Annotated in this window: 23 protein-coding genes; 14 read left to right on the top strand and 9 right to left on the bottom strand. The window is 47.2% G+C overall.

Translation table 11 applies throughout. The features are described 5' to 3' along the window. Positions 1 to 154: 154 nt before the first annotated feature. Both G9F50_RS12095 and G9F50_RS12090 read right to left on the bottom strand, forming a co-directional pair. Positions 155 to 1,327 (bottom strand): iron-containing alcohol dehydrogenase, encoded by a 1,173-nt coding sequence (locus G9F50_RS12095; RefSeq protein ID WP_098081699.1) that lies wholly within the window; start codon positions 1,325 to 1,327, stop codon positions 155 to 157. An 86-nt stretch (positions 1,328 to 1,413) separates the two neighbouring features. Continuing rightward, on the bottom strand, positions 1,414 to 2,577 hold the full coding sequence (locus tag G9F50_RS12090; RefSeq protein ID WP_012118296.1) for an iron-containing alcohol dehydrogenase: 1,164 nt from the start codon (positions 2,575 to 2,577) through the stop codon (positions 1,414 to 1,416). Between the two features lie 230 nt (positions 2,578 to 2,807). Here G9F50_RS12090 and G9F50_RS12085 point away from each other — a divergent pair, with 230 nt between their 5' ends. Further along, a complete protein-coding gene (locus G9F50_RS12085; RefSeq protein ID WP_003152104.1) occupies positions 2,808 to 3,044 on the top strand; it encodes a DUF378 domain-containing protein in 237 nt (78 codons plus the stop codon). 47 nt (positions 3,045 to 3,091) lie between these two features. Here the strand turns inward: G9F50_RS12085 and yugI are convergent, their stop codons facing one another. The 3 genes from yugI to G9F50_RS12070 form a co-directional block, all read right to left on the bottom strand. After that, positions 3,092 to 3,484, bottom strand: a complete 393-nt coding sequence (gene yugI / locus G9F50_RS12080; protein WP_007408653.1) for a S1 domain-containing post-transcriptional regulator GSP13 — start codon at positions 3,482 to 3,484, stop codon at positions 3,092 to 3,094. A 197-nt stretch (positions 3,485 to 3,681) separates the two neighbouring features. After that, positions 3,682 to 4,851 carry an aminotransferase gene (locus G9F50_RS12075; protein WP_029973792.1) on the bottom strand — a complete coding sequence of 390 codons (1,170 nt, stop codon included), beginning with the start codon at positions 4,849 to 4,851 and terminating at the stop codon, positions 3,682 to 3,684. Next, entirely contained in the window at positions 4,852 to 5,352 is a 501-nt protein-coding gene (locus tag G9F50_RS12070) for an Lrp/AsnC family transcriptional regulator (protein ID WP_060561874.1), read from the bottom strand. A gap of 152 nt (positions 5,353 to 5,504) precedes the next feature. Between G9F50_RS12070 and G9F50_RS12065 the strand changes: the two genes are divergently transcribed. Then, positions 5,505 to 6,326, top strand: a complete 822-nt coding sequence (locus G9F50_RS12065) for an alpha/beta fold hydrolase (protein WP_007408654.1) — start codon at positions 5,505 to 5,507, stop codon at positions 6,324 to 6,326. A gap of 23 nt (positions 6,327 to 6,349) precedes the next feature. Here the strand turns inward: G9F50_RS12065 and G9F50_RS12060 are convergent, their stop codons facing one another. After that, positions 6,350 to 6,610: a DUF1871 family protein gene (locus tag G9F50_RS12060; protein ID WP_015240470.1), complete on the bottom strand. Its 261-nt coding sequence runs from the start codon at positions 6,608 to 6,610 to the stop codon at positions 6,350 to 6,352. A gap of 86 nt (positions 6,611 to 6,696) precedes the next feature. Between G9F50_RS12060 and G9F50_RS12055 the strand changes: the two genes are divergently transcribed. The 3 genes from G9F50_RS12055 to kapB all read left to right on the top strand — a co-directional run bounded on the left by G9F50_RS12055 (position 6,697) and on the right by kapB (position 9,700). Continuing rightward, positions 6,697 to 7,860, top strand: coding sequence for a MalY/PatB family protein (locus G9F50_RS12055; protein ID WP_015240471.1), 1,164 nt, complete (start codon positions 6,697 to 6,699; stop codon positions 7,858 to 7,860). 122 nt (positions 7,861 to 7,982) lie between these two features. After that, positions 7,983 to 9,266, top strand: a complete 1,284-nt coding sequence (locus tag G9F50_RS12050) for a sensor histidine kinase (protein ID WP_060561875.1) — start codon at positions 7,983 to 7,985, stop codon at positions 9,264 to 9,266. A 47-nt stretch (positions 9,267 to 9,313) separates the two neighbouring features. Further along, the gene (gene kapB / locus G9F50_RS12045) at positions 9,314 to 9,700 is read left to right on the top strand and encodes a kinase-associated lipoprotein KapB (protein WP_015240473.1); all 387 of its coding nucleotides are present in this window, start codon (positions 9,314 to 9,316) and stop codon (positions 9,698 to 9,700) included. Positions 9,701 to 9,724: 24 nt separating this feature from the next. On the opposite strand, the gene kapD is transcribed toward kapB, so the two are convergent. Further along, complete coding sequence (gene kapD / locus G9F50_RS12040; RefSeq protein WP_003152084.1) at positions 9,725 to 10,342, bottom strand: 3'-5' exonuclease KapD; 618 nt, start codon at positions 10,340 to 10,342, stop codon at positions 9,725 to 9,727. Positions 10,343 to 10,493: 151 nt separating this feature from the next. Between kapD and G9F50_RS12035 the strand changes: the two genes are divergently transcribed. From G9F50_RS12035 to G9F50_RS12025, 3 genes are all read left to right on the top strand, one after another. After that, positions 10,494 to 11,738, top strand: coding sequence for a multidrug efflux MFS transporter (locus tag G9F50_RS12035; RefSeq protein ID WP_007408659.1), 1,245 nt, complete (start codon positions 10,494 to 10,496; stop codon positions 11,736 to 11,738). An 89-nt stretch (positions 11,739 to 11,827) separates the two neighbouring features. Then, positions 11,828 to 13,702, top strand: a complete 1,875-nt coding sequence (locus G9F50_RS12030; protein WP_012118304.1) for a transglycosylase domain-containing protein — start codon at positions 11,828 to 11,830, stop codon at positions 13,700 to 13,702. Positions 13,703 to 13,723: 21 nt separating this feature from the next. Then, complete coding sequence (locus tag G9F50_RS12025) at positions 13,724 to 14,137, top strand: thiol-disulfide oxidoreductase DCC family protein (RefSeq protein WP_014305710.1); 414 nt, start codon at positions 13,724 to 13,726, stop codon at positions 14,135 to 14,137. Between the two features lie 14 nt (positions 14,138 to 14,151). Here the strand turns inward: G9F50_RS12025 and G9F50_RS12020 are convergent, their stop codons facing one another. Next, positions 14,152 to 14,709, bottom strand: coding sequence for a YufK family protein (locus G9F50_RS12020; protein ID WP_007408662.1), 558 nt, complete (start codon positions 14,707 to 14,709; stop codon positions 14,152 to 14,154). A gap of 174 nt (positions 14,710 to 14,883) precedes the next feature. Here G9F50_RS12020 and malK point away from each other — a divergent pair, with 174 nt between their 5' ends. From malK to nupQ, 6 genes are all read left to right on the top strand, one after another. Further along, on the top strand, positions 14,884 to 16,485 hold the full coding sequence (gene malK / locus G9F50_RS12015; RefSeq protein ID WP_012118305.1) for a malate sensor histidine kinase MalK: 1,602 nt from the start codon (positions 14,884 to 14,886) through the stop codon (positions 16,483 to 16,485). Further along, the gene (locus G9F50_RS12010; RefSeq protein WP_003152077.1) at positions 16,478 to 17,185 is read left to right on the top strand and encodes a response regulator; all 708 of its coding nucleotides are present in this window, start codon (positions 16,478 to 16,480) and stop codon (positions 17,183 to 17,185) included. Before malK ends, G9F50_RS12010 begins: the two co-directional genes overlap by 8 nt. Before the next feature lie 401 nt (positions 17,186 to 17,586). Then, positions 17,587 to 18,660 (top strand): BMP family lipoprotein, encoded by a 1,074-nt coding sequence (locus G9F50_RS12005; RefSeq protein WP_007408665.1) that lies wholly within the window; start codon positions 17,587 to 17,589, stop codon positions 18,658 to 18,660. A gap of 141 nt (positions 18,661 to 18,801) precedes the next feature. Continuing rightward, positions 18,802 to 20,334, top strand: coding sequence for an ABC transporter ATP-binding protein (locus tag G9F50_RS12000; RefSeq protein ID WP_165406568.1), 1,533 nt, complete (start codon positions 18,802 to 18,804; stop codon positions 20,332 to 20,334). Beyond that, positions 20,327 to 21,373, top strand: a complete 1,047-nt coding sequence (locus G9F50_RS11995; protein WP_165406569.1) for an ABC transporter permease — start codon at positions 20,327 to 20,329, stop codon at positions 21,371 to 21,373. Before G9F50_RS12000 ends, G9F50_RS11995 begins: the two co-directional genes overlap by 8 nt. Beyond that, positions 21,374 to 22,333 carry a guanosine ABC transporter permease NupQ gene (gene nupQ, locus G9F50_RS11990; RefSeq protein WP_003152071.1) on the top strand — a complete coding sequence of 320 codons (960 nt, stop codon included), beginning with the start codon at positions 21,374 to 21,376 and terminating at the stop codon, positions 22,331 to 22,333. Positions 22,334 to 22,376: 43 nt separating this feature from the next. Here nupQ and G9F50_RS11985 read toward each other — a convergent pair whose 3' ends face one another. Next, positions 22,377 to 22,595: a hypothetical protein gene (locus G9F50_RS11985; RefSeq protein ID WP_007408668.1), complete on the bottom strand. Its 219-nt coding sequence runs from the start codon at positions 22,593 to 22,595 to the stop codon at positions 22,377 to 22,379. Positions 22,596 to 22,759 lie beyond the last annotated feature (164 nt).

The following is a 22,759-nucleotide window of genomic DNA, read 5'->3' as shown; positions in this document are numbered from 1 at the left end:
CCGCATCATGTGAGATTTCCATAGTTGTCTCATGGCAAGGGGTGTTTCACTTGCTCTTGATGCATTAATAGAAAATCTGGAAAAGGGACTCCCAAAACGGTTACATCTGCTGCTTGAAAATCTATTTCATCTTCACCCCGGCCGGGAATGTATCTTACAGTGACGCCTTTAAGATGGCAAGTACGTCATCTTTGTTCAGTTTTTGGAAATTGCCGAATCCGCCGTATTCCATTTCTTTTGCGGCGATGTCTGCGATCAGCTCAAGCTTGTCTTCACCGATGTCATAATCCGCAAGGCGGGACGGTGCGCCGAGGCTTGTCCAGAACGCGGACAATTTATCGATCCCTTCAAGCACAATTTCTTTATCCGTTTTGCCTTCAGTATCAATGTCAAACATGTTGAGCATCAGGTTTTTAAAACGGTCTACATTTGTATCCAGCGTGTATCTCATCCAGTTCGGGAACAGAATCGCAAGTCCTCCCGCGTGAGGGATGTCATAAACCGCTGATACGGCGTGCTCCATCGTATGGGAAGCCCAATCGCCGAAATAGCCCATTTGCAGCGTGCCGTTTAATGCGATCGTACCCGCGTATAAAATCGTTTCACGATGCTTATAGTTCTCAAGGTCTTCCAAAAGTTTCGGCGCTGTTTCAATTACCGTCTGAAGGACCGCAAAACACATTCTGTCCTGAAGCGGCGTGTTTTCAACATTGTGGAAGTATTGTTCAAATACGTGGCTCATCATATCCACCATGCCGTATACGGTTTGGTTTTCCGGAACGCTGAAAGTATTCTCAGGATCTAAAATGGAGAAACGCGGATGAGTGACATTGCTGCCCCATACGAATTTTTCGTTTGTTTCCCAATTTGTGATAACGGAATCAGGGTTCATTTCAGAGCCTGTCGCCGCAAGCGTCAGCACCGTGCCGAACGGGAGCGCGTCCTGCGCCGTTACTTTTTTGCTGTAAATGTCCCATGCGTCGCCGTCATATTTCGCACCGGCCGCAATCGCTTTTGTACAGTCGATGACACTTCCGCCGCCGACTGCGAGAAGGAAATCAATCTCATGCTTTCTGCACAGCTCAATTCCTTTATTTACCGTTTCCAGACGCGGGTTCGGTTCAACGCCCGCAAGCTCATGAACGGTTGCGCCTTCTTCTTTTAAGATGCCTGTTACTTGGTCATACAGGCCGTTTCGCTTAATGCTGCCGCCTCCGTATACAAGCAGCACGTTTTTCCCGTATTGCTTCAGCTCTTTTTTCAATTGGTCGATTTGACCTTTTCCGAAAATCAGTTTCGTCGGATTGTAGTACGTAAAGTTCTCCATTTATCATAACCTCCAAAAAAATCGTAAGGGAATTACTATAACACAGAAAAAAGGGAGCTGCCAATCCGGCCGCCCCCTTTATGTTATTACAATGATGCTTTCAGTATCGCGAGCACGTCTTCTTTCTGCAGTGACTTGAACTGTCCGAATGCTCCGTTTGCCATCGCTTTATCTGCAATCGTATCCAGCTTCTCATCAGAAATATCATAATCAGCGAGTCTGTTCGGAGCACCGAGGCTCGTCCAGAAATCAGACAGCCTGCTGATTCCTTCAAGTGCGATCTCTTCATCTGATTTGCCTGTCTCGTCAATATCGAAGACACGGACGGCAAGCTGTTTAAAGCGGGCCGGATTTTCTTTGAGCACATGTCTCATCCAGTTCGGGAACAGAATCGCTAAACCTCCGGCGTGCGGTATATCGTAAACCGCTGATACCGCATGCTCGATGTTGTGTGTGGCCCAATCCCCTCTTGCGCCCATTGACAGCATTCCGTTTAATGCGATTGTGCCTGTATATAAAATCGTCTCACGAAGCTCGTAGTTCTCCAGATCATTGATCAGCTTCGGCGCTGTTTCAATCACCGTGCGCAGAAGCGATTCACACATCCGGTCCTGATACGGCGTGTTTGGCGTGTGGTGGAAATATTGTTCAAACACATGGCTCATCATATCGACCATGCCGTAAATGGTGTGGTCTTTCGGAACGGTAAATGTGTTTACCGGATCGAGAATAGAGAATTTAGGGTAAACGAGCGGGCTCCCCCATCCGTATTTCTCCTGTGTCTCCCAGTTTGTGATGACTGATCCGGAGTTCATCTCTGAACCGGTTGCCGCAAGTGTCAGCACTGTTCCGAAAGGCAGCGCTTCTTTCGGCTGGTGTTTTTTCGTGACGATATCCCACGCGTCGCCGTCATATTTAGCGCCCGCCGCGATGGCTTTCGTGCAGTCAATGACACTTCCGCCGCCAACGGCCAATAAGAAATCGATGCTGTTTTCTTTACAGAGCGCAACACCTTTGTTCACCGTTGAGACACGCGGATTCGGCTCTACGCCTGCCAATTCATGTACGGTAACTCCCGCTTTTTTCAGCAGTTCGGTTACTTGATCATAAAGACCGCTGCGCTTAATGCTGCCTCCTCCGTATACGAGCAGCACGTTTTTTCCGTACGGTTTGATTTCTTCAGGAAGTTTTTCAACCTCTCCCTTTCCGAAAATCAATTTGGTCGGATTCCAATATGTAAAGTTTTGCATGACATCTCCTCCTTTGGATTTATATTATGCAGAAAGATGACGTTCAATGTAAAGCAATCCGCTTTTTTGACGGCGCATCACATGGTTTACAGACATCGGCTTCCCGGGAAAGGCACTTGTACAGCCTGAGACAGTGTGTGATTTACACGGCGGAGAATGTAGTATGCATAGATTCTTTGCTTTGTCACAATCTATAACTGTTTCACGAATTCATAGAGGAGGTTGTTTACATGAGTGTTATTCAGCGTATCTGTCTCGTATTAACGATTATCGGCGCTATTAACTGGGGACTGATCGGGTTTTTCCAATTTGATTTAGTAGCAGCCATCTTCGGCGGCCAAGGATCAGCTCTGTCGCGGATTATTTACGGCCTTGTCGGCATCGCCGGTCTAATCAATCTCGGCCTGCTGTTTAAGCCGAACGAAGAAACATCCCGCGAGGAAGCGGCAAATCCGGAAGTCAGATAAACATAAAAAAAGCACCGAACATACATATCCGGTGCTTTTTTTAATGATTATTTTTTGATAAGGTCTTTGCGGTTGGACTGTTCAATCCACTCTTCAAGCTTATCTTTCAATGTGTTGAAACCTTGCGGAGCAGATGTTTCTTCAGAAGCTTGAGCCGCTTTCGGTTTTCTTGGTTTGCTTTCTTTTCTTTCAGGCGCCGCTTGAGTCGCACGGATAGAAAGGCTGATTTTGCCTTTTTCTTCGTCAACCGCAAGTACTTTTACTTGTACTTCGTCACCGATAGAAAGGTGTTCGTTAATGTCTTTTACGAAACCGTGAGTGACTTCAGAAATGTGAACAAGTCCTTGAGTTTCTTCATCTAATGCAACAAACGCACCATACGCTTGTAATCCTGTTACTTTACCAGTGTAAACACTGCCCACTTCAAATTTTGCTGCCATTCATAACAACTCCTAAGTTAAATTAAATACAGATTATACGCAATTTAAAATTATATCATACAAGTTTGTTTTTCGCAAAGAGAACTTTTTTACATAATCATGTTTAAGCACAGATAAAGGAGGGTATACTATGATTACGAAGGCTTTCTAGTATTCCCCCCCTTTTATTTGGATGCGAACCGGGTTCGTATCTTTTTTTATGCCCTTTTTTCAACAAACCGTTTGATTCTGACGAGCGCTTCCTGAATCTGCTCAATGGATGTCGCATAGGAACATCTGATGTAGCCTTCGCCGCTCGGGCCGAATACATTCCCCGGAACGACGGCTACTTTTTCTTCAATGAGCAGCTGTTCCGCGAATTCTTCTGAACTCATGCCGGTCGACTGAATGGAAGGAAAGGCGTAAAATGCTCCGCCGGGGTGGTGGCAGCCGAGTCCGATTTCGTTCAATGTCTCCACAATCAGGTTTCGGCGTCTCCGATAGCTTTTCTTCATTCTTTCGACGTCTTCCTGGCCGTTTTTCAGCCCTTCAAGCGCCGCGTATTGCGCCATGGAAGGCGCGCACATCATCGCGTGCTGATGAATTTTGAGCATGGCATCCCTGATCACGGGAGGCGCCGCCGTAAATCCGAGTCTCCACCCCGTCATGGCAAATGCTTTGGAGAAGCCGGAAATGAGAACCGTGCGTTCCTTCATGCCGCGGATGGCCCCCATGCTCGTGAATGGCTCATCATACGTCAGCTCGGCATAAATTTCATCGGCAAGCACGATCAAGTCGTGTTTTTCAGCGAAAGCAGCGATGGATTCAAGCTCTTCTTTCGAATAGACGGAACCTGTCGGATTTGACGGCGAGCATAGAAGCAGCGCTTTTGTTTTGTCCGTCAGGGCCGCTTCAAAATCGGCTGGGGATGCTTTGAAACCTTTTGCAGCGACAGTCTGAATCGGCACCGGCTTCGCCCCCGTCAAGGTCACGAGTGATTCATATGCGACAAAACACGGTTCGGGAATTAACATTTCCTCTCCAGGATTCATAATGGCGCGGACAGCGAGATCAAGCGCCTGGCTTGCCCCTACAGTAACGATCAGTTCACTGTCAGGCGAATAACTCAGGCCGAACCGCTGATCTAAATAGCGGCTGATTTCTTCTCTCAGTTCATAAAGACCCGCATTTGCCGTATAAGCCGTATAACCCTGTTCTAAAGAAAGAATACTCGCTTCCCTCACGTTCCAGGCCGTCACAAAGTCAGGCTCTCCCACTCCCAGTGAAATGACGCCTTCCATCGTGGCGGCCAGATCAAAGAACTTGCGGATGCCTGACGGTTTAATCTGCTGCACGTAGTCAGATAAATAAGAAGTCTTCGTTTCCATTTACGGAGACACCACGATTCTTTTGTCATCGTCTCCGCTTTCAAAGACTTTGCCGTCATGCTTATATTTTTTCAGGATGAAGTGCGTTGTCGTGGAAACGACAGACTCAAGGGTGGACAATTTTTCAGACACGAAGCTTGCCACGTCTGACATCGTGTTGCCGCGAATAACGACAGATAAGTCATACACCCCTGACATCAGGTACACTGATTCAACTTCCTGGAATCTGTATATCCGCTCAGCGACTTCATCAAAGCCGACATTTCGTTTCGGAGTGACTTTTACGTCAATCATCGCCGTGACGCCTTCCAAACCGTCGACTTTGCGCCAGTCGATCATCGCCGCATAATCAATGATGACTTTTTCCTTTTCAAGCTTTGCAATGATGCTTTTGACTTCTTCAGCGGGAATGTTTGCCATTTTCGCAATCGTTTCCGCATCAACGCGGCTGTTTTCGTCTAAAATTTCTAATATTTCTGTTTCTTTTTCGGTCAGCTTCATTCGTTTCACACCTTTGCATTATCAAAAATCTTCATGACATTATATCACGATTTTCGACAAATGCTAAGAAAAACCCGAAAGAAACCAGAGCTAAAATCTGACAATCAAAAAAGCCTTTACATTACAACAAAGAAAGGACGGCGAAGGCTCTCATGGAAGCTGTTTCACCGATTAAACGGGCCGCGATAGACGGAGTTGAGCTGTATTACGAGCATTATGAAAATCCCGGCAGACAGACACTCGTCTGCGTACACGGTTTTTTATCTTCGGCATTCAGCTTCAGAAAACTGATCCCGCTGCTCAGAAACCATTATGATATTATCGCCGTTGACCTGCCTCCTTTCGGGCAATCGGAAAAGTCACGGACTTTCGTATATACTTACGCAAACCTCGCCAAGCTTCTGATCGGACTTCTGGAAAAGCTCGGTATCAGCCGGGCCGCACTCATCGGCCATTCAATGGGCGGCCAGATTTCCTTATCCGCGTCTCTTCTCAGACCCGAGCTTTTTTCTAAAATCGTCCTGCTGTGCAGCTCGGGGTATTTAAAGCGCTCGCACCCGTCGATTATATTCGGGACGCATCTCCCTTGTTTTGACCTGTATCTTAAGTATTGGCTTTCAAAAGACGGCGTGCTGAACAACCTGTTAAATGTCGTTCACGACCGGACGCTTATCGATCAGGAAATGATTGACGGTTACGAAAAACCATTTACAGACCGCCAGATTTTCAAAGCGATGACAAGGTTTATCAGACACAGGGAGGGCGATTTAGAGCCCGAGGATTTGAAGAAAGTGCAAAACCCCGCTCTTTTAATCTGGGGAGAAGAAGACCGGGTCGTTCCAGTCTCAGTCGGAAAACGGCTTCATGACGACCTGCCGGATTCCATTCTGTATTCACTCAAGGATACGGGGCACCTCGTACCCGAAGAGCGCCCGGAGTTTGTTTCGGAGCGGATTTTTGAATTTATTCAATAAAAAACCGGCGGAACCGCCGGTTTTTAAGGGGTGCAGGAGCTGCTTTCTTTTATGAACAGAAGCTGCTCAGCGGCCTTTCGGCAGCCTTCGATCGGAAGCTTTTGCTCAAATGAAGCTTCAAAGATATCCTGAATGGCTGCTGCCAGCTTGTCGGCACGGTCTTCACTGTAGACGGCCTGAACGATGTCGACGGCTTCTGTCTCATAAAAATCTTCTCCATATTTAAACGGGTCCCACTTGGCAATGATTTTCATCATTTCCATGACCGCTTGGCTTTCTTCCATTTTCATCACCGCTTATAATAAAGTTTGCAATTCTATTTTATCATAGATACGCTGTGCAAAATAATGATACTACAGGAGTGACATACATGAACTTTGATCTTCGAGAAAACCGTCTTGGCACACAATCGGTGAAATGGGACAAGGCGGAAGCGTTATTCGGCGTATCGGATGCGCTTCCGATGTGGGTTGCCGATATGGATTTCCGCGCTCCCGAAGCGGTCACTGACGCCTTAAAAGCCCGCCTTGACCACGGCATATTCGGTTACACGTCTCCTGACGAAAACACAAGAGAAGCCGTCGCTTCATGGCTTGAGACGCGGCACGGCTACCGGCCCGATCCCGCAAGCATCGCGTTCAGTCCCGGTGTTGTCACGGCAATCAGCATGGCCGTACAAGCCTTTACCGAACCGGGCGATCCGGTGTTGATTCAATCACCGGTGTATACGCCTTTTTATCAGATGATCAAGGAAAACAAACGGCAGGTTTTACATAACCCATTACGGGAAGAAAACGGCGTCTACTGTATGGATTTTGAGGATCTTGAGAAAAAGCTGAACGATTCTGAGGTCAAGCTGATGATTCTTTGTAATCCCCACAATCCGTCCGGCAGAGCGTGGAGCCGGGATGAGCTTATGAAGCTCGGATCGCTGTGCGCCGCCCATAACGTTACCGTCGTTTCTGACGAGATACATTCCGACTTAATGCTGTACGGAAAGCCGCATACGCCTTTCGCTTCTCTGTCTGAGGAGTTTGCGCGGATTTCCGTTACTTGTGTCGCGCCGAGCAAGACGTTTAATATTGCCGGGATTCAGGCATCCGCCATTATCATTCCCGATCGGTATAAGCGGGCGAAATTCTCCGCCGCATTGCATCAGAACGGAATTTCCAGCCTTAACACATTTGCGGTTGCAGCAATTGAAGCGGCCTATACAAAGGGAGGCCCTTGGCTTGACGCGCTGATTCCTTACATTGAAGGGAATATGAAATTGGCTGAGGACTTTTTAAGAAAAGAATTGCCGAAAGTCCGCATGATGAAGCCTGACGCTTCCTATTTGATCTGGATGGATTTCAGCGAATACGGATTTTCGGATGCCGAGCTCAAAGAAAGAATGCTCAAAAAAGGGAAAATCATATTAGAGCCGGGAACAAAATACGGACCGGGCGGCGAAGGATTTATGAGACTTAATGTCGGCTGTTCAGCCGCCGCCGTAAAAGAAGGGCTTGAGAGAATGAAAGCAGCGCTCGCTTAGCAGCGGAAAGAACGCCTTTATCTGATGAGATAAGGGCGTTCGCTTTAGAGAAATATATACTTTTTTTTCCGGTAAAGATGTTATAATAGATTCATATTTACATAGGAAAGGATTTCGCATAAATGGAGATCGTAAAGGATTACCTGCTTCACTTCTCTTTTATTTTATTCCCTATTTTTCTTTATCAAGTCTTCTGGCTCAGCAAGCCCGATTTGCTTGTGCCGAGAGCGAACCGCCTGCTGGTCGCCGTATTTGCAGCGTCATCTTCCTTATTATGTACGGCTTTTCCCATCCAGGAGCTTCATTACGTCCGTTACGGTTTGCAGCTGATTCCCATTATCGTCTGCCTGCTTTATTCCGGTACCGCCGCAGGACTTGCCGCAGGGGCGGCATCCGTTTTTTTTCAGCTCATATGGTTTGAACCTTCCGCTCTTTTTTTCTTATCCTTAATTCCTTTTTTAATCATCATCCCTATCCAGCTCCAAACGAAATGGCCTTTTTTTTCAAAGCGGAAGAAACTGCTTTTCGCTCTTCTCATCGGCTGCACTGAAACCGCCTTATTAACCGCATCTGTCTTCATCTATTCCGCGACCAATATTTTCAATTTTCAAAATCTATCTTCCGTTTATTATGAGGCGGCAGTATCTGTTTTTTTTCAAGTCAGCGCCCTTTTGCTGTGCATTTATTTGATTGAGATCATTGATGAGAATGCGTCCATGCGGGCAAGGCTGATTCACTCAGAAAAAATGGCCGTCGTCAGCGAGCTTGCGGCAAGCGTCGCCCATGAAGTCCGCAATCCGCTTACGGTCGTCAGAGGTTTTGTGCAGCTGCTGTTCAGCGGCGAGCAGCTTCAGGACAAATCCCACTCCGGATATCAGAAACTTGTGCTGTCCGAACTCGACCGGGCTCAGACGATCATTACGAATTATCTCGATATGGCGAAGCAGGATGACTATGAAAAAGAAAAGTTTGATATTTCTCTGCTCGTAAAGGAAACAGGTTCCTTAATGGAGTCTTATGCCAATTTTAAATCGGTGACCGTTACGGTTCGAAGCGAGCCTGATTTATATGTGTTCGGCGATGTAAAAAAACTGAAACAGGCCTTCATTAATCTGATTAAAAACAGTATTGAAGCCGTGCCCTCTGAAAACGGCCGAATCGAGGTCTCCGTCCAAAAACAGGAAGAGATGATTCTCATTCAGATTACGGATAACGGAATCGGCATGTCCGATGAAGAACTGCAGAAACTCGGCAAGCCGTATTATACGCTGAAAACGAACGGCACCGGGCTCGGGCTTACCGTGACATTCTCGATTATTCAGCATCATGAAGGCTCCGTCTGTTTCACCAGCGGCGAGCACTCGGGCACAACGGCCTCAGTCAGGCTTCCGGCAGCTGTTCACTAGCCAACCGCGTTGATCTTTTATAGAATAACTAGAGAGAGGTGAACGCTATGAATACGTTTGAAATCGGCACAATCGTAAAAGGGTTTTATAAAACAGGAGCATACATAGGGGAAGTGACAGACGTCAGGCCCAATCACTATTTAGTGAAAATTAAAGCCGTTCTGACGCATCCCGCTCAAGGAGATCTTCATCATCCGAAGCAGGCGGATGTTCCGTTTTTTCATGAAAGAAGAGCGCTTGCATTCGGGGAACAGACAAACATACCGCATCAGATGGTCAAACCGTTTGATGGCGAGGTGCCTGATTATACGGCTTCCTTACAAGCGGCGTCTGCCCGGCTGAAAGATCAGCTTACAGCGGACGGCTCAGAATGGGCGGAACGTTCGCTCGACAACTTGGCCGCGTTAGAGCGTGACTATTTTAAAAGAACTTGACCCAGTCGGCATGATTGGGTTTTTTTATGTGGCCCGGCGAAACAGTTCAGTCAGATCGACGCGATCACCGATCGTCGGAGGTTTCGGTTTTTCAAGATATTGTTTATCCCGCTCGACAAGCTTGAATAATTTGTATGTCGTCCGCGCATCATCCAGCGCTTTATGATGCGTGCCCGTCCCTTTATCGCCATACTCTTCTGCCGCTTTCCAAAGGCCGGTCAATGTTCTGTCGCCGAAGAAGTTTTTGTATTCAAGGGACAGATCCCGAAGTTCTCCTTTGAACGGAAAAGGGATGTGGTTAAACATGCAATTTTGCTTTAACACTTTCATATCCATATTGCCCCAGGTGACGATCGTGCAGTTTTTATCAGGATCAAGCTCATTTAATTTGCGGATGAATTCATTAAACGTGATTCCGCCGTCCACGTCTTTTTGGGTGATGTTCAGAAAGGTTTTGCACCGTTTCGTCAGCTTCGGAAATTTTTTCGGTTTGATATAACTCGAAAACGTTTCAGTCACTTCATCATTCACCGTCTTGACAATCCCCGCTTCAATAATCTCGGGAAAGAAATTTTGCGGGCTGTATTTTCCGTCAGGCATTGTAAATTCAAAATCAATAATGAGCAGACTGCGCTGATCCACTTTTTTTACACCTGCCTTTCCTCCGATCAAAAATGATATTTTATGATAGTATATCAGTTTCCCCTCTGAAACTTTCTTCATTTTCTAAAAATAATGAATTTTCCTATATCCGCATCGAAAATACAAATACCGGATTCATTCCTATATACTAATGATTAGATACACGAAAAGTAAAGAAGGTGATGTTATTTCTGTCCGTAAGAAGAACTTCGTCGTCATTTGGATTACAAATTTCTTTATTTCCGCCAGCATGACCATGATTGTTCCGTTTCTTTCGTTATATATCGAAACGATCAGCCCCCATTCGGGCGGGTATGTGCAGAGATGGAGCGGGTATGTGTTCGGCGTCACGTTTTTAATGGCGTTTGTGATTTCCCCGTTTTGGGGCAGATTCGGCGATAAGCGCGGCTACAAAAAAATTCTCTTGATTACAGGAACCGGCATTGCCGTCAGCATTTTATTGATGGGGTTTGTGACATCCGTTTATCAGCTGTTTGTCCTGCGGCTGCTTATGGGTCTAGTAACAGGCTTTGTTCCGACATCGCTTGCCATGATTTCGGCGCAGACGCCGAAAGAGACTGCCGGGAAGACGCTCGGCACGCTGCAGATGGGTCAGGTGTCAGGCACTTTATTCGGACCGATGCTGGGCGGGCTGCTCGCTGACAGCTTCGGGTTTACGTACACATTTTTTATTACGTCTTTTGTCATTTTCGCATCTGTGCTTCTCGTTTTATTTCAGGTCAATGAGCAGCCGCTCGGCGAGAAACAAAACAAGCGGAAAACCTATTCCAGAAAACAGGTGCTCTCTTATATTTTTCACCAGCCCGCGCTTTGGGCGATGATGGTGCTTACTATGATCGTGCAGACCGGCAATTTCAGCATCCAGCCGCTGCTCGCTTTATATGTCAATGAGCTGCACGGACCTGTTAATTTAGCCTTTTTCTCCGGAATGGCGTTTTCAGCGACCGGACTCGGAAGCTTACTGCTTGCCCGGAAATGGGGGGACTTCGGCGACCGCTTCGGCCACAGCCGGATCTTAATCGTGCTTTTGATTGCCTCAGCGGTGTTTTTCATTCCGCAGGCGCTCGCCTCCTCCCTCTCCATTCTGTTAGTCTTCAGATTTCTGTTCGGCATGGTCATGGGCGGCACGCTCCCCTGCATTACGGCCGCAATCCGCGTCAGGGCGCCGGGCAGCATCCAGGGAGAGGTGCTCGGCTATAACGTCAGCTTTCGTTTTCTCGGAAATGTGCTCGGCCCTCTGCTCGGAGGTGCGGTCTCAAGCGGTTTTTCCATTTCGGCTGCTTTCTACGTCACCGCCTTTCTCTTTTTAATAGGCGCGGGGCTCTTATGGATGGCGGGACATCTGCAAAAGGATACAGCGTCAAATGCGGGCTGACCGGCAGCGATCACGATTTCTTCTAAATTTAACCTTCTCGTATTCTTAAAAGAATGATACGATATGGCTAGAAATCAGGAGAAAAGAGAGTGACCATGGTACGTAAAATAATCGGATGGATTTTGCTGCTCGGCATTATCCCGTTGTGTGCATTTACAGTTATTGCTTCCGGCAAAGAGGTAAAACAAATCAAGCCTTTTGATCAGGTGCTCGATAAACATATTGATTTAAAAGCGATCAACCTGGTTCAAAACAGTTACATGTATGACAGGGACGGAAGCCTTGTTTCTGAGATTGTCAGCGATCATGAGAACCGCGTGATCGTGCCCTTTAATAAAATACCGAATGAGGTAAAACAACTGTTTTTAACCTCTGAAGACCGTCATTTTTATGAGCATAAAGGGTTTGACTTTATGGGGATGGTCAGGGCGGCCGCCTCCAATTTCAAAGATCATAAAATTGATCAGGGCGCCAGCACCATCACCCAGCAGCTGGCAAGGAATGTGTATTTAAGCCATGAACGCACCTTCAGCCGAAAACTGACGGAGCTGGCCTATTCCTATCAGCTTGAGAAAAAATACAGCAAAGATGAGATTTTAGAAGGCTACTTAAATACGATTTATTTTAATAACGGCGTATACGGTGTCGGTTCGGCGGCACAATTTTATTTCAGCAAGCCGCTGAAATCTCTCACTTTGGGAGAAATGGCCTTTATCTGCGCAATCCCTAATAACCCTACATTATATGATCCTCTCAAGCATTTTGATTATACGAAAAAACGACAAGTCAGATTGCTTAACGGATTAAAAAAAGCAGGCGTTATATCCGGGAAACAGCTGAAAAAAGCCGAAAAGGAAAAGATCAAGCTTGATATAAACGAAAAAACAAATAAATATCCTGACTATGTTTCCTATGTAAATGATGAATTCACACAGCTTGTTTCATCATCCGAAGGCTATGACAAACGTCTTGAAAAAGCTTCCGGAAAGGCGAAACAAAAAATACAGAGTGAGCTTTCAGACAGAGTCAGCACATTGTTAAAAGACGGCGTGAAGATTTATACGGCGCTGAATCCGTATATGCAAAACCAGGTCGTCGCCCAAGTGAATCAAAATCTGCCGTATGCAGGCGTCCAAGGCGGAGCGGCCGTGATTAATCATCAGACACATCAGATTATCGCGCTTTCAGGCGGGAAAGATTACCATAAATATGATTTCAACCGTGCCTATCAGGCATACAGACAGCCCGGTTCATCCATTAAGCCGCTGCTTGATTACGGACCTTATATTGAAAAGACAGGCGCAACGCCACACAGCAAGATTGACGCAAGCAAATTCTGCAGTGCGGATTACTGTCCGCAAAACTACAATAACCGCACGTACGGTACGGTCACGCTGGAAACGGCGTTTAAATACTCGTACAACACACCGGCCATCAGAATCATGGACCGCGTCGGTGTCAATAAGGCGTTCAGCTACCTTGAACCGTTTCATTTCGCGAAGCTGGTCAGCGCGGATTACCGTCTGCCTGCGGCGCTTGGCGGTTTTACAAACGGCATGACGCCGCTTGAAATGACCAATGCGTACACCACGTTCGGCAACAACGGCGTTTATACGCCGAGTCACGCGATTACAAAAGTGACTGATTTAAAAGGAAAAACGATATTAAAATGGAAAGATGAGCCGACGCAGGTATTCAGCGTGCGGACCAACATGCAGATCAAAGAAATGATGAAAGCCGTCGTCAAAAGCGGAACAGGAAAAAAAGCGAACTTTAAAGCTCCGTACGTCGGCGGAAAATCAGGAACGTCAAATGACTATCACGATATGTGGTTTGTCGGCCTGACGGACGCTTATACGATGGGGGTATGGGTCGGCAAGGATACACCGTCAAGCGTCGAATATCTTCATGACGCAAGCCCTCAGCTTTCGATCTGGAAAAACACGCTGCAGGCAGCTTATTAAAGATAACGGAGGGGATCCGCTTTGAAACCAGCTCAGCTTCCGGACCGCGTACTTTTGTTTGACGGCGTCTGCAACTTATGCAGCGGCGCAGTTCAATTCATCATTAAACGCGATCCGGCCGGCAAAATCTCATTTGCATCATTGCAATCAGATACCGCCCGGGAGCTTTTGGCATCAGAAGGACTTCCGACAGAACAATTTGACAGCATGATTTTTATCGAAAACGGGCGGATATACAAAAAATCCGCAGCCGTGTTAAAGGTTTCCCGTCATCTCCGCGGAGCCTGGCGGCTGTCAGCGGTTTTTTTCGCAGTGCCCCGCCCCCTCAGGGACAGAGCCTATTCTTTCATCGCCCGGCGCCGTTACAAATGGTTCGGAAAAAGGGAAGCATGCATGCTCCCCTCCCCTGAGATCAAAAACAGATTTCTGTCTTAACAAAAATGGCTAGCTTACACAGGTAAGCTAGCCATTATGCTATTATAAAGCTTGATAAAGATGTACAAAATACCGATAACAAAAGTAAACCAAAACAGAATCTCAAGCAATATAAAACCGATCAGCGAAACGATCGAAAGTGTCGAATAGATTCTGTACACCATGAAAATCAAATAAACGAGCGTAACAACGGCAAATAACGCCGCAATCCAAAAACCATTCTGCACGAGCGCAAAGGAAAGAATTCCTCCGCCTACATAAATTAAAGAGCCTAATCTGATTTTTTTCAGATTGTCCCCTTCAGGGTCATTTGTGAAAAACAAAAGAGACAGCTCTGTCACTGTGTTTGCAATCAGCTTCAAAGCCGAAAAAAGCATAAAATACACAAGGGCGAACGCTGCAAAAAGCGCCAGTCTGATCCCTTTTTCAGAGAAATAATCCAGCATCCCCTGATACATGCCGAGCGTCTGAAGTATCTTCATGACATAAAGCGAGGTAGAAATGGATAATGACGAACTAAAAAGCAGAATCGCAACGAGCGGAAAATAACCCGTCCAATAAGTATTTTTCATATAAAAAGTCCCTTTCTGTAATCTACCTCACTTATTATGGAGGACTTAAAACACATTGACAAGATAAAAAATACCATTTTTCCTCACTTTTACGAAATAAGGGCCTGATCTTCACAAACCGGCTTTTTCGGAGTAAAGTAGAACGCGGGAATGATAAACGTAAGGAAGGCTGTTATGAAAAAAACATTAAAATTGCAAACCCGATTAACGATATTCGTCTGTATTGTCGTCCTTATCGCACTTTGTATCACCTTTTTCACGATCAGCGTCCAAACAGCAGACCGCGTGAAAGAAGAAGAACGGACGACCGCGCTGCGCACCGCAAAGCTGGTCGCGGAAACACCGAGTGTCGCGCGGGCATTGCAAACAAGAAAAGGGCTGAAAGAGCTCCGGGATTATACATTAGACGTCCAGCATACGACAGGAACCGAATTTGTCGTGGTGATGGATATGAACAGCATCCGCCTCACCCACCCCGACGCAAATAAAATCGGGAAGAAATTCACCGGCGGAGACGAACAGCCGGCGATGCACGGACATATCAAAACGAGCACATCAGCGGGAACTCTCGGAAAATCCATGAGAGCCTTCGTACCGATCTATGGAAAAGATAAAAAACAAGTGGGCGTCGTTTCGGTCGGAATTTCGCTTAACAAAATACAGGATGTCGTCAGCCACAGTTTGAGACCGCTTTATTTCATCATCTGCGTAAGTATTTTTGTCGGCGTCATCGGAGCCGTCATTGTCGCCCGCACCGTCAAAAACATTATGTACGGTCTTGAGCCTTATGAAATCGCCACCCTCCTGGAAGAGCGGAGCGCCATGCTCGAATCAACGAAGGAAGGCATCCTGGCGGTTGACGCGCGGGGAAAAATCAAGCTTGCCAATGCGGAAGCGAAACGGCTTTTTATTAAAATGGGTATTCCGACTAATCCGGTCGATCAAGATGTGAACGATATTCTCCCGAAAAGCCGGCTGAAACAAGTGATTGAAACGAAAAAACCGCTTCAGGACAGGGATATCCGCATTAACGGGCTTGAGCTGGTCTTTAATGAGGTTCCGATTCATCTGAAAGGACAAACCGTCGGAGCGATCGCCACGTTCAGGGACAAAACGGAGGTCAAACATTTAGCAGAACAGCTGTCCGGTGTTAAAATGTATGCAAACGCATTAAGAGCCCAGTCTCATGAATTCATGAATAAGCTTCATGTCATTTTAGGGCTTGTCCAATTAAAAGAATACGATGATCTCGGCACTTACATTAAAGACATTGCCATTCAGCAGAAGACGGAAACAAGCGAGATTATAAGTGATGTCAAAAGTCCGGTTCTCGCAGGGTTTCTTCTAGGAAAACAAAGCTACATACGCGAACAGGGCGCTGATCTGGACATTCAGCTCGGCAGCCTGATCCCGAATGCGGCAGATCCGGCCGTCATCCATGAGCTCATTACGATTATCGGAAACCTGTTAAACAACGCGCTCGATGCGGTGGCGCAGATGCCGAAAAAAAACATTACGTGCTCGATGCGGTTTCAGGATCGCCAGCTTGATATAGAGATTACGGACACGGGAGCCGGAATGTCTGCGGCAGACCAAGCCCGTATTTTTGAACAAGGTTATTCCACGAAAGGGACAAACCGGGGGTTCGGCCTCTATTTCACCCAGCAGGCAACAGAAAATTTAAAAGGCCATATGATTGTGACAAGTGAAAAGAATGAAGGAACGACTTTCAGTCTTCGCATTCCGTATGAACCGAAGGAGGAAAATGATGATTAATGTACTCATAGTTGAAGACGACCCCATGGTGGGTGAATTAAATAAACGCTATCTCAGCCAGATTGAAGGATTTCAGCTGAAAGGGATCGCATCATCCTTTCAAAGCGCGCTGCACGTGCTGAGCGAGCATCATATCGATCTCATCCTTCTTGACATTTACATGCCGGGAAAAAACGGGCTTGAGCTATTAACGGAAATCCGCAAACAAAATGAATCGGTTGATGTCATCGTCATTTCGGCCGCAAGCGAGCTGGACGTCATCAAAAAAACGCTTCGGTACGGCGCCGTCGATTATTTAATCAAACCATTTGAATTTGACCGCTTTCAAACCGCTCTTTCCGACTACAGACGCAAGCAGAAAGTTTATCAATCACACAGAAGCATGACACAGAAAGAATTGGATGCCGAGCTTTTTCAAAAGAAAGAAGCGGCGGAAAAGGTTCACCTTCCGAAGGGATTGACAAAAAGCACGCTTAAACTCATCTGGGCGAGCATTGAGTCTTTCGGTGACGGCTCTTTTACCACAGAAGATCTCGCCAAGCATACTGAAATCTCGCAAGTCTCCATCCGGAAATACCTTAAATTTCTGGAAGACATACAAGTGCTGAATGTAGAAATGGCGTACGGCACGATCGGCAGACCCGTCTTCCAATATCATATCAACACCGGCAATGTCAGCAGCATCAAACAATATTTATAATGTCAAAAAGCGCCGTCCCGCTGTGAACGGTGCTTTTTTACTGTCATATCCCGTGACAAAAGGCTTGAGATTCCTTTTTTGTATGCTATATAAGGATAATGACCCGGCTGATCCTCCTCTGTTTTATCCAGATGAGGAAGCCGATTCATAAAATTGATATTTTTTAAAAAATAAGCAAATTTCTATTTATTTATGGCGGGTAAAATGATAAATTATGATTGGTTAGCAGATCTTTTCAGATAAGTCATAAGTCCCGAACACGGAAGAGACAGCCGCTCAAGGCGGGAAAAAGAGAGACGTCTCATCATTATTATCAGAAAGTTTTTTCGATTCTGCATCCGGTACGGGGACTCAAGTCTGAATTGAACAGCACAGCCATATTTTACAGGGGGGTTATATCTTTGAAAAAACGCAAAATCGGAATGGCGATGGCGCTCATCGCGGCGGCCGGAACCATATTAAGCGCATGCGGTTCAAGTGACAAAGCAAACGGCTCCGGCAGTAAAAACTTTACCGTCGGCATGGTAACGGACATCGGCGGTGTCGATGACAAATCATTTAACCAGTCCGCCTGGGAAGGTATTCAGGCATTCGGAAAAGACAACGGGCTTACAAAAGGCAAAAGCGGTTTTGACTATCTTCAATCAAAATCAGATGCAGATTATACAACGAACTTAAATAAATTAGCGCGGGAACACTTTGACCTGATTTACGGCGTTGGGTATCTGATGCAGGATTCCATCAGCGAAATCGCCGATCAGCGCAAAGACACAAATTTTGCGATCATTGACGCCGTTGTCAAAAAAGACAACGTGGCGAGCCTTACATTTAAAGAGCAGGAAGGTTCATTCCTCGTGGGAGCGGCCGCTGCGCTATCGAGCAAAACGGGAAAAGTCGGATTCGTGGGCGGAATGGAGTCTGAATTGATCAAAAAATTCGAAATCGGCTTCCGCGCGGGTGTACAAGCCGCAAATCCGAAAGCGACCGTCGAAGTGAAATATGCGGGCGGATTTGACAAAGCCGATGTCGGTAAGGCGACGGCTGAAAGTATGTACAAATCAGGCGTTGACGTCATTTATCACGCGGCCGGCGCAACGGGAACGGGCGTCTTCACAGAAGCGAAAAATCTAAAAAAGGAAGATCCGAAGCGGAACGTATGGGTTATCGGTGTTGATAAAGACCAGTACGCGGAAGGTCAAGTCAAAGGCACAAAAGACAATGTCACTCTCACATCAATGGTCAAAAAAGTGGATACAGCCGTGGAGGACTTAACGAAAAAAGCGAGTGACGGCAAATTCCCGGGCGGCAAAACATTAACATACGGTTTGGCGCAAGATGCAGTCGGCATCTCGGATCACAAGGAAAACCTTTCTGACGACGTCATCAAAGCAACAGACGATTGGAAGAAGAAAATTGCGGACGGACTCGAGATCCCTTCAACTGAAAAAGAATTGAAATCCTTCAAGGCTGAGTAAGAACCAGGGGATAAGGAGACTTCCGTGCTTATCCCCTCTCTTTTATGAAAAGAGCGGTGAAGGAAAAGCTGCATCTCTTGCAGCTTTTCTTTTGCCAAGCTCTTTCTCATCAAAGTATCTCTGAAAAGGAGCGTCAAATCGGTGGATTATATCATTGAAATGCTTAATATACGCAAGGAGTTTCCCGGAATCGTCGCCAATGATGACGTCACGCTTCAAGTGAAAAAAGGCGAAATACACGCCCTTCTCGGTGAAAACGGCGCCGGAAAATCGACACTCATGAACGTTTTATTCGGCCTGTATCAGCCGGAAAAAGGCGAGATCCGGGTGCGGGGCGAACGCGTTCACATCAACAGCCCGAACAAAGCCAACGATCTCGGCATCGGGATGGTGCACCAGCATTTTATGCTTGTGGATACCTTTACCGTCTCAGAAAATATCATTCTCGGAAAAGAGCCGAAAACTTTCGGCCGGATTGACAGACAGCGCGCCGCCCGGGACGTGCGCGATATTTCCGACCGTTACGGCCTGCACATTGATCCTGAAGCCAAAGTTGCCGATATTTCCGTCGGTATGCAGCAGCGGGCGGAAATATTAAAGACCCTCTACCGGGGCGCCGACATTCTCATTTTTGACGAGCCGACCGCGGTGCTGACTCCGCACGAAATTCAAGAACTGATTCAGATTATGAAAAATCTTGTCAATGAAGGAAAATCAATCATCCTCATCACCCACAAATTAAAAGAGATTATGGAAGTCTGCGACCGTGTCACCATTATCCGGAAAGGAAAAGGCATTACAACACTTGATGTCGCACATACGGATCAAGATGAACTGGCAAGCCTTATGGTCGGACGCGAAGTGTCATTCAAGACGGATAAACAAGCGGCCGATCCGAAACAAGAAGTGCTTTCACTTTCTGATGTAACGGTTAAAGACGCGCGCGGCGTTGAGGCGGTCAAACAGCTCTCCCTCTCAGTCAGATCCGGTGAAATCGTCGGCATTGCGGGCGTTGACGGAAACGGCCAGTCTGAATTAATTGAAGCCATTACAGGTCTCAGAAAAACGAATGCCGGCACGATCACGTTAAACGGCAAACAGCTGCAAAACATGCCGCCCAGGAAAGTCACTGAAGCCGGCATCGGGCATATTCCGCAGGACAGGCATAAACACGGGCTCGTCCTTGATTTTCCGATCGGAGAAAATATCGTGCTGCAAAGTTATTACCAAAAGCCCTACTCTTCTTTCGGCATATTAAATAAACACACGATTTATGACAAAGCGCGAAGCCTGATTAAAGAATACGATGTCAGAACACCTGATGAATATACGCCTGCGCGCGCTCTCTCCGGGGGGAATCAGCAAAAGGCCATTATCGGCCGGGAAGTGGACAGAAATCCGGATCTTTTAATTGCGGCCCAGCCGACGCGGGGACTCGATGTCGGCGCGATTGAATTCGTCCATAAAAAGATCATTGAGCAGCGTGACGCCGGTAAAGCGGTGCTTCTGTTATCTTTTGAACTTGATGAAATAATGAATCTCAGCGATCGCATCGCCGTCATCTTTGAAGGCAGCATCATCGCAAACGTCAATCCGCTTGAAACAAACGAGCAGGAGCTCGGACTTTTAATGGCGGGAAGTAAGCAAATGGAGGCGGGGAAAACACATGATTAATCGACTTTCTCATCTGGCTGTGCCGCTGATTGCGATCATCCTTGGATTAGCTGCGGGTGCGGTCATCATGCTCGCCAGCGGCTACAATGTCGTAAGCGGGTATTCGGCTCTTTGGAGCGGCATTTTCGGAGAAGTGTATTACATCGGGGAATCGATCCGGCAGATTACGCCATATATTTTGTCCGGATTGGCCGTGGCATTCGCATTTCGGACCGGCCTGTTTAATATCGGGGTTGAAGGACAGCTCCTTGTCGGCTGGACCGCCGCGGTGTGGGTCGGCGCTTCCTTTGACGCCCCCGCTTACATCCACCTTCCGCTTTCGTTATTGGCGGCTGCGGCTGCGGGCGGCATTTGGGGCCTGATTCCCGGATTTTTAAAAGCCCGTTTTTTTGTCCACGAAGTGATTGTCACGATCATGATGAATTATATCGCTCTTCATTTAACCAATTATCTCATTTCCGATGTCATGACGGACCACCGGGACAAAACAGACAAAATTCATGAAAGCGCGTCGCTCCGCTCGCCGTTTTTAGAGCAGCTGACAGATTACTCCCGCCTTCACTGGGGCATTCTGATCGCTCTGTTTGCGGCAGTCCTCATGTGGTTTATCATTCATAAAACAAAAAGCGGATTTGAATTCCGGGCTGTCGGCTTTAACCAGCACGCCGCACAATACGCCGGAATGAGCGTCAGAAAAAATATGATGTACGCCATGATGATTTCCGGCGCCTTCGCCGGGCTTGCCGGCGCGATGGAAGGACTCGGAACCTTTCAATACGCGGCGGTTAAGGGCGCATTTACCGGCGTCGGCTTCGACGGCATTGCGGTTGCGCTTCTCGGCGGCAGCACGGCAATCGGCGTTGTTCTGGCGGCATGTCTTCTCGGCGGCCTTAAAGTCGGGGCATTAAATATGCCGATTGAATCCGGGGTGCCTTCTGAAGTCGTTGACATCGTCATCGCCATTATTATTTTGTTTGTGGCATCAAGCTACGCCATCCGTCTCATCCTTGATAAATTGAAGAAAAAGGGGGCGAATTAAGTGGACTTCCTGCAGATTTTATCCATTATTGTCCCGGCAACACTCGTATATGCGGCTCCGCTTATTTTAACCGCTCTCGGCGGCGTGTTTTCTGAAAGATCGGGGGTTGTCAACATCGGTCTTGAAGGACTGATGATTATCGGCGCATTTACAAGCGTCATGTTCAACTTATTTTTCGGACGCGAGCTTGGCGCCGCCGCTCCGTGGCTCGCCTTGGCTGCGGCTATGATTGCCGGCGGACTGTTCTCACTGATCCACGCGGCCGCCGCGGTTTCTTTCCGCGCCGATCAGACGGTAACCGGTGTGGCGATCAATATGCTCGCGTTAGGAGCGACACTGTTTATCGTCAAGCTGATCTACGGAAAGGCGCAGACTGATAAAATCCCGGAGCCCTTTTACAAAACGAACATTCCCGGGTTAAGCGATATTCCGGTTTTAGGAAAGATTTTCTTTTCCGACGTATATTATACGTCGATTTTAGCCATCGTACTGGCCTTTGTTTCCTGGTTTATTTTATTCAAAACGCCGTTCGGCCTCCGCATCCGTTCTGTCGGGGAACATCCGATGGCGGCCGATACGATGGGAATCAACGTGTTCGGCATGCGCTATATCGGCGTCATGATCAGCGGGCTGTTCGGCGGGCTCGGCGGCGGTGTATATGCTTCCACGATCGCGCTTGATTTCACGCACTCCACCATTTCCGGACAAGGCTTTATCGCTCTCGCCGCGCTGGTTTTCGGCAAATGGCATCCGATCGGCGCGCTCGGGGCTGCGCTGTTCTTCGGATTTGCGCAGAGTTTGAGCATTATCGGCTCGCTTTTGCCCCTGTTCAAAGACATTCCGAATGTATACATGCTGATGGCTCCTTACATTCTGACCATTCTCGCGCTTGCCGGCTTTATCGGCCGCGCGGATGCGCCTAAAGCCAACGGCATCCCTTACATTAAAGGAAAACGCTGATTGCCACAAAAAAGAGTTCCGCACCCTGGTGCCGGAACTCTTTTCATCTATATACGATTCTGATATACTCACGCGGCTGAAACGGCGTTTGCATTGATTCAGCCGCACTCAGCTTGTCTTCTGCGTATTCCGCACCGAGAAAAAAACGCTCCCAATTATCTGCCTCCGTCTGCTGCCGCGTTTTGCAGAAATCGTCCGCTATGAATGTTCCTGCAATAATAGAACAAAATATTCCAATACAGGCCGCCGCCTTTCTCTTCATCTGACCAGCTCCTTTTTAAAAGCTTGATCTGAAAGATAAATGTATATACAAAGATCAGGATATTTGATAAATTTATTTTGGGTTCAAAAGACCACAAAAACACAGAGAGGAATACATTATGCCGTAGCAGGGTAAAAAAAAGTGCGATATAATTTGTACTGGGT

This window comes from Bacillus sp. EKM206B (assembly GCF_011066015.1).
Lineage (GTDB): Bacteria > Bacillota > Bacilli > Bacillales > Bacillaceae > Bacillus > Bacillus velezensis.
This window is presented reverse-complemented; position numbering and strand designations above follow the sequence as displayed.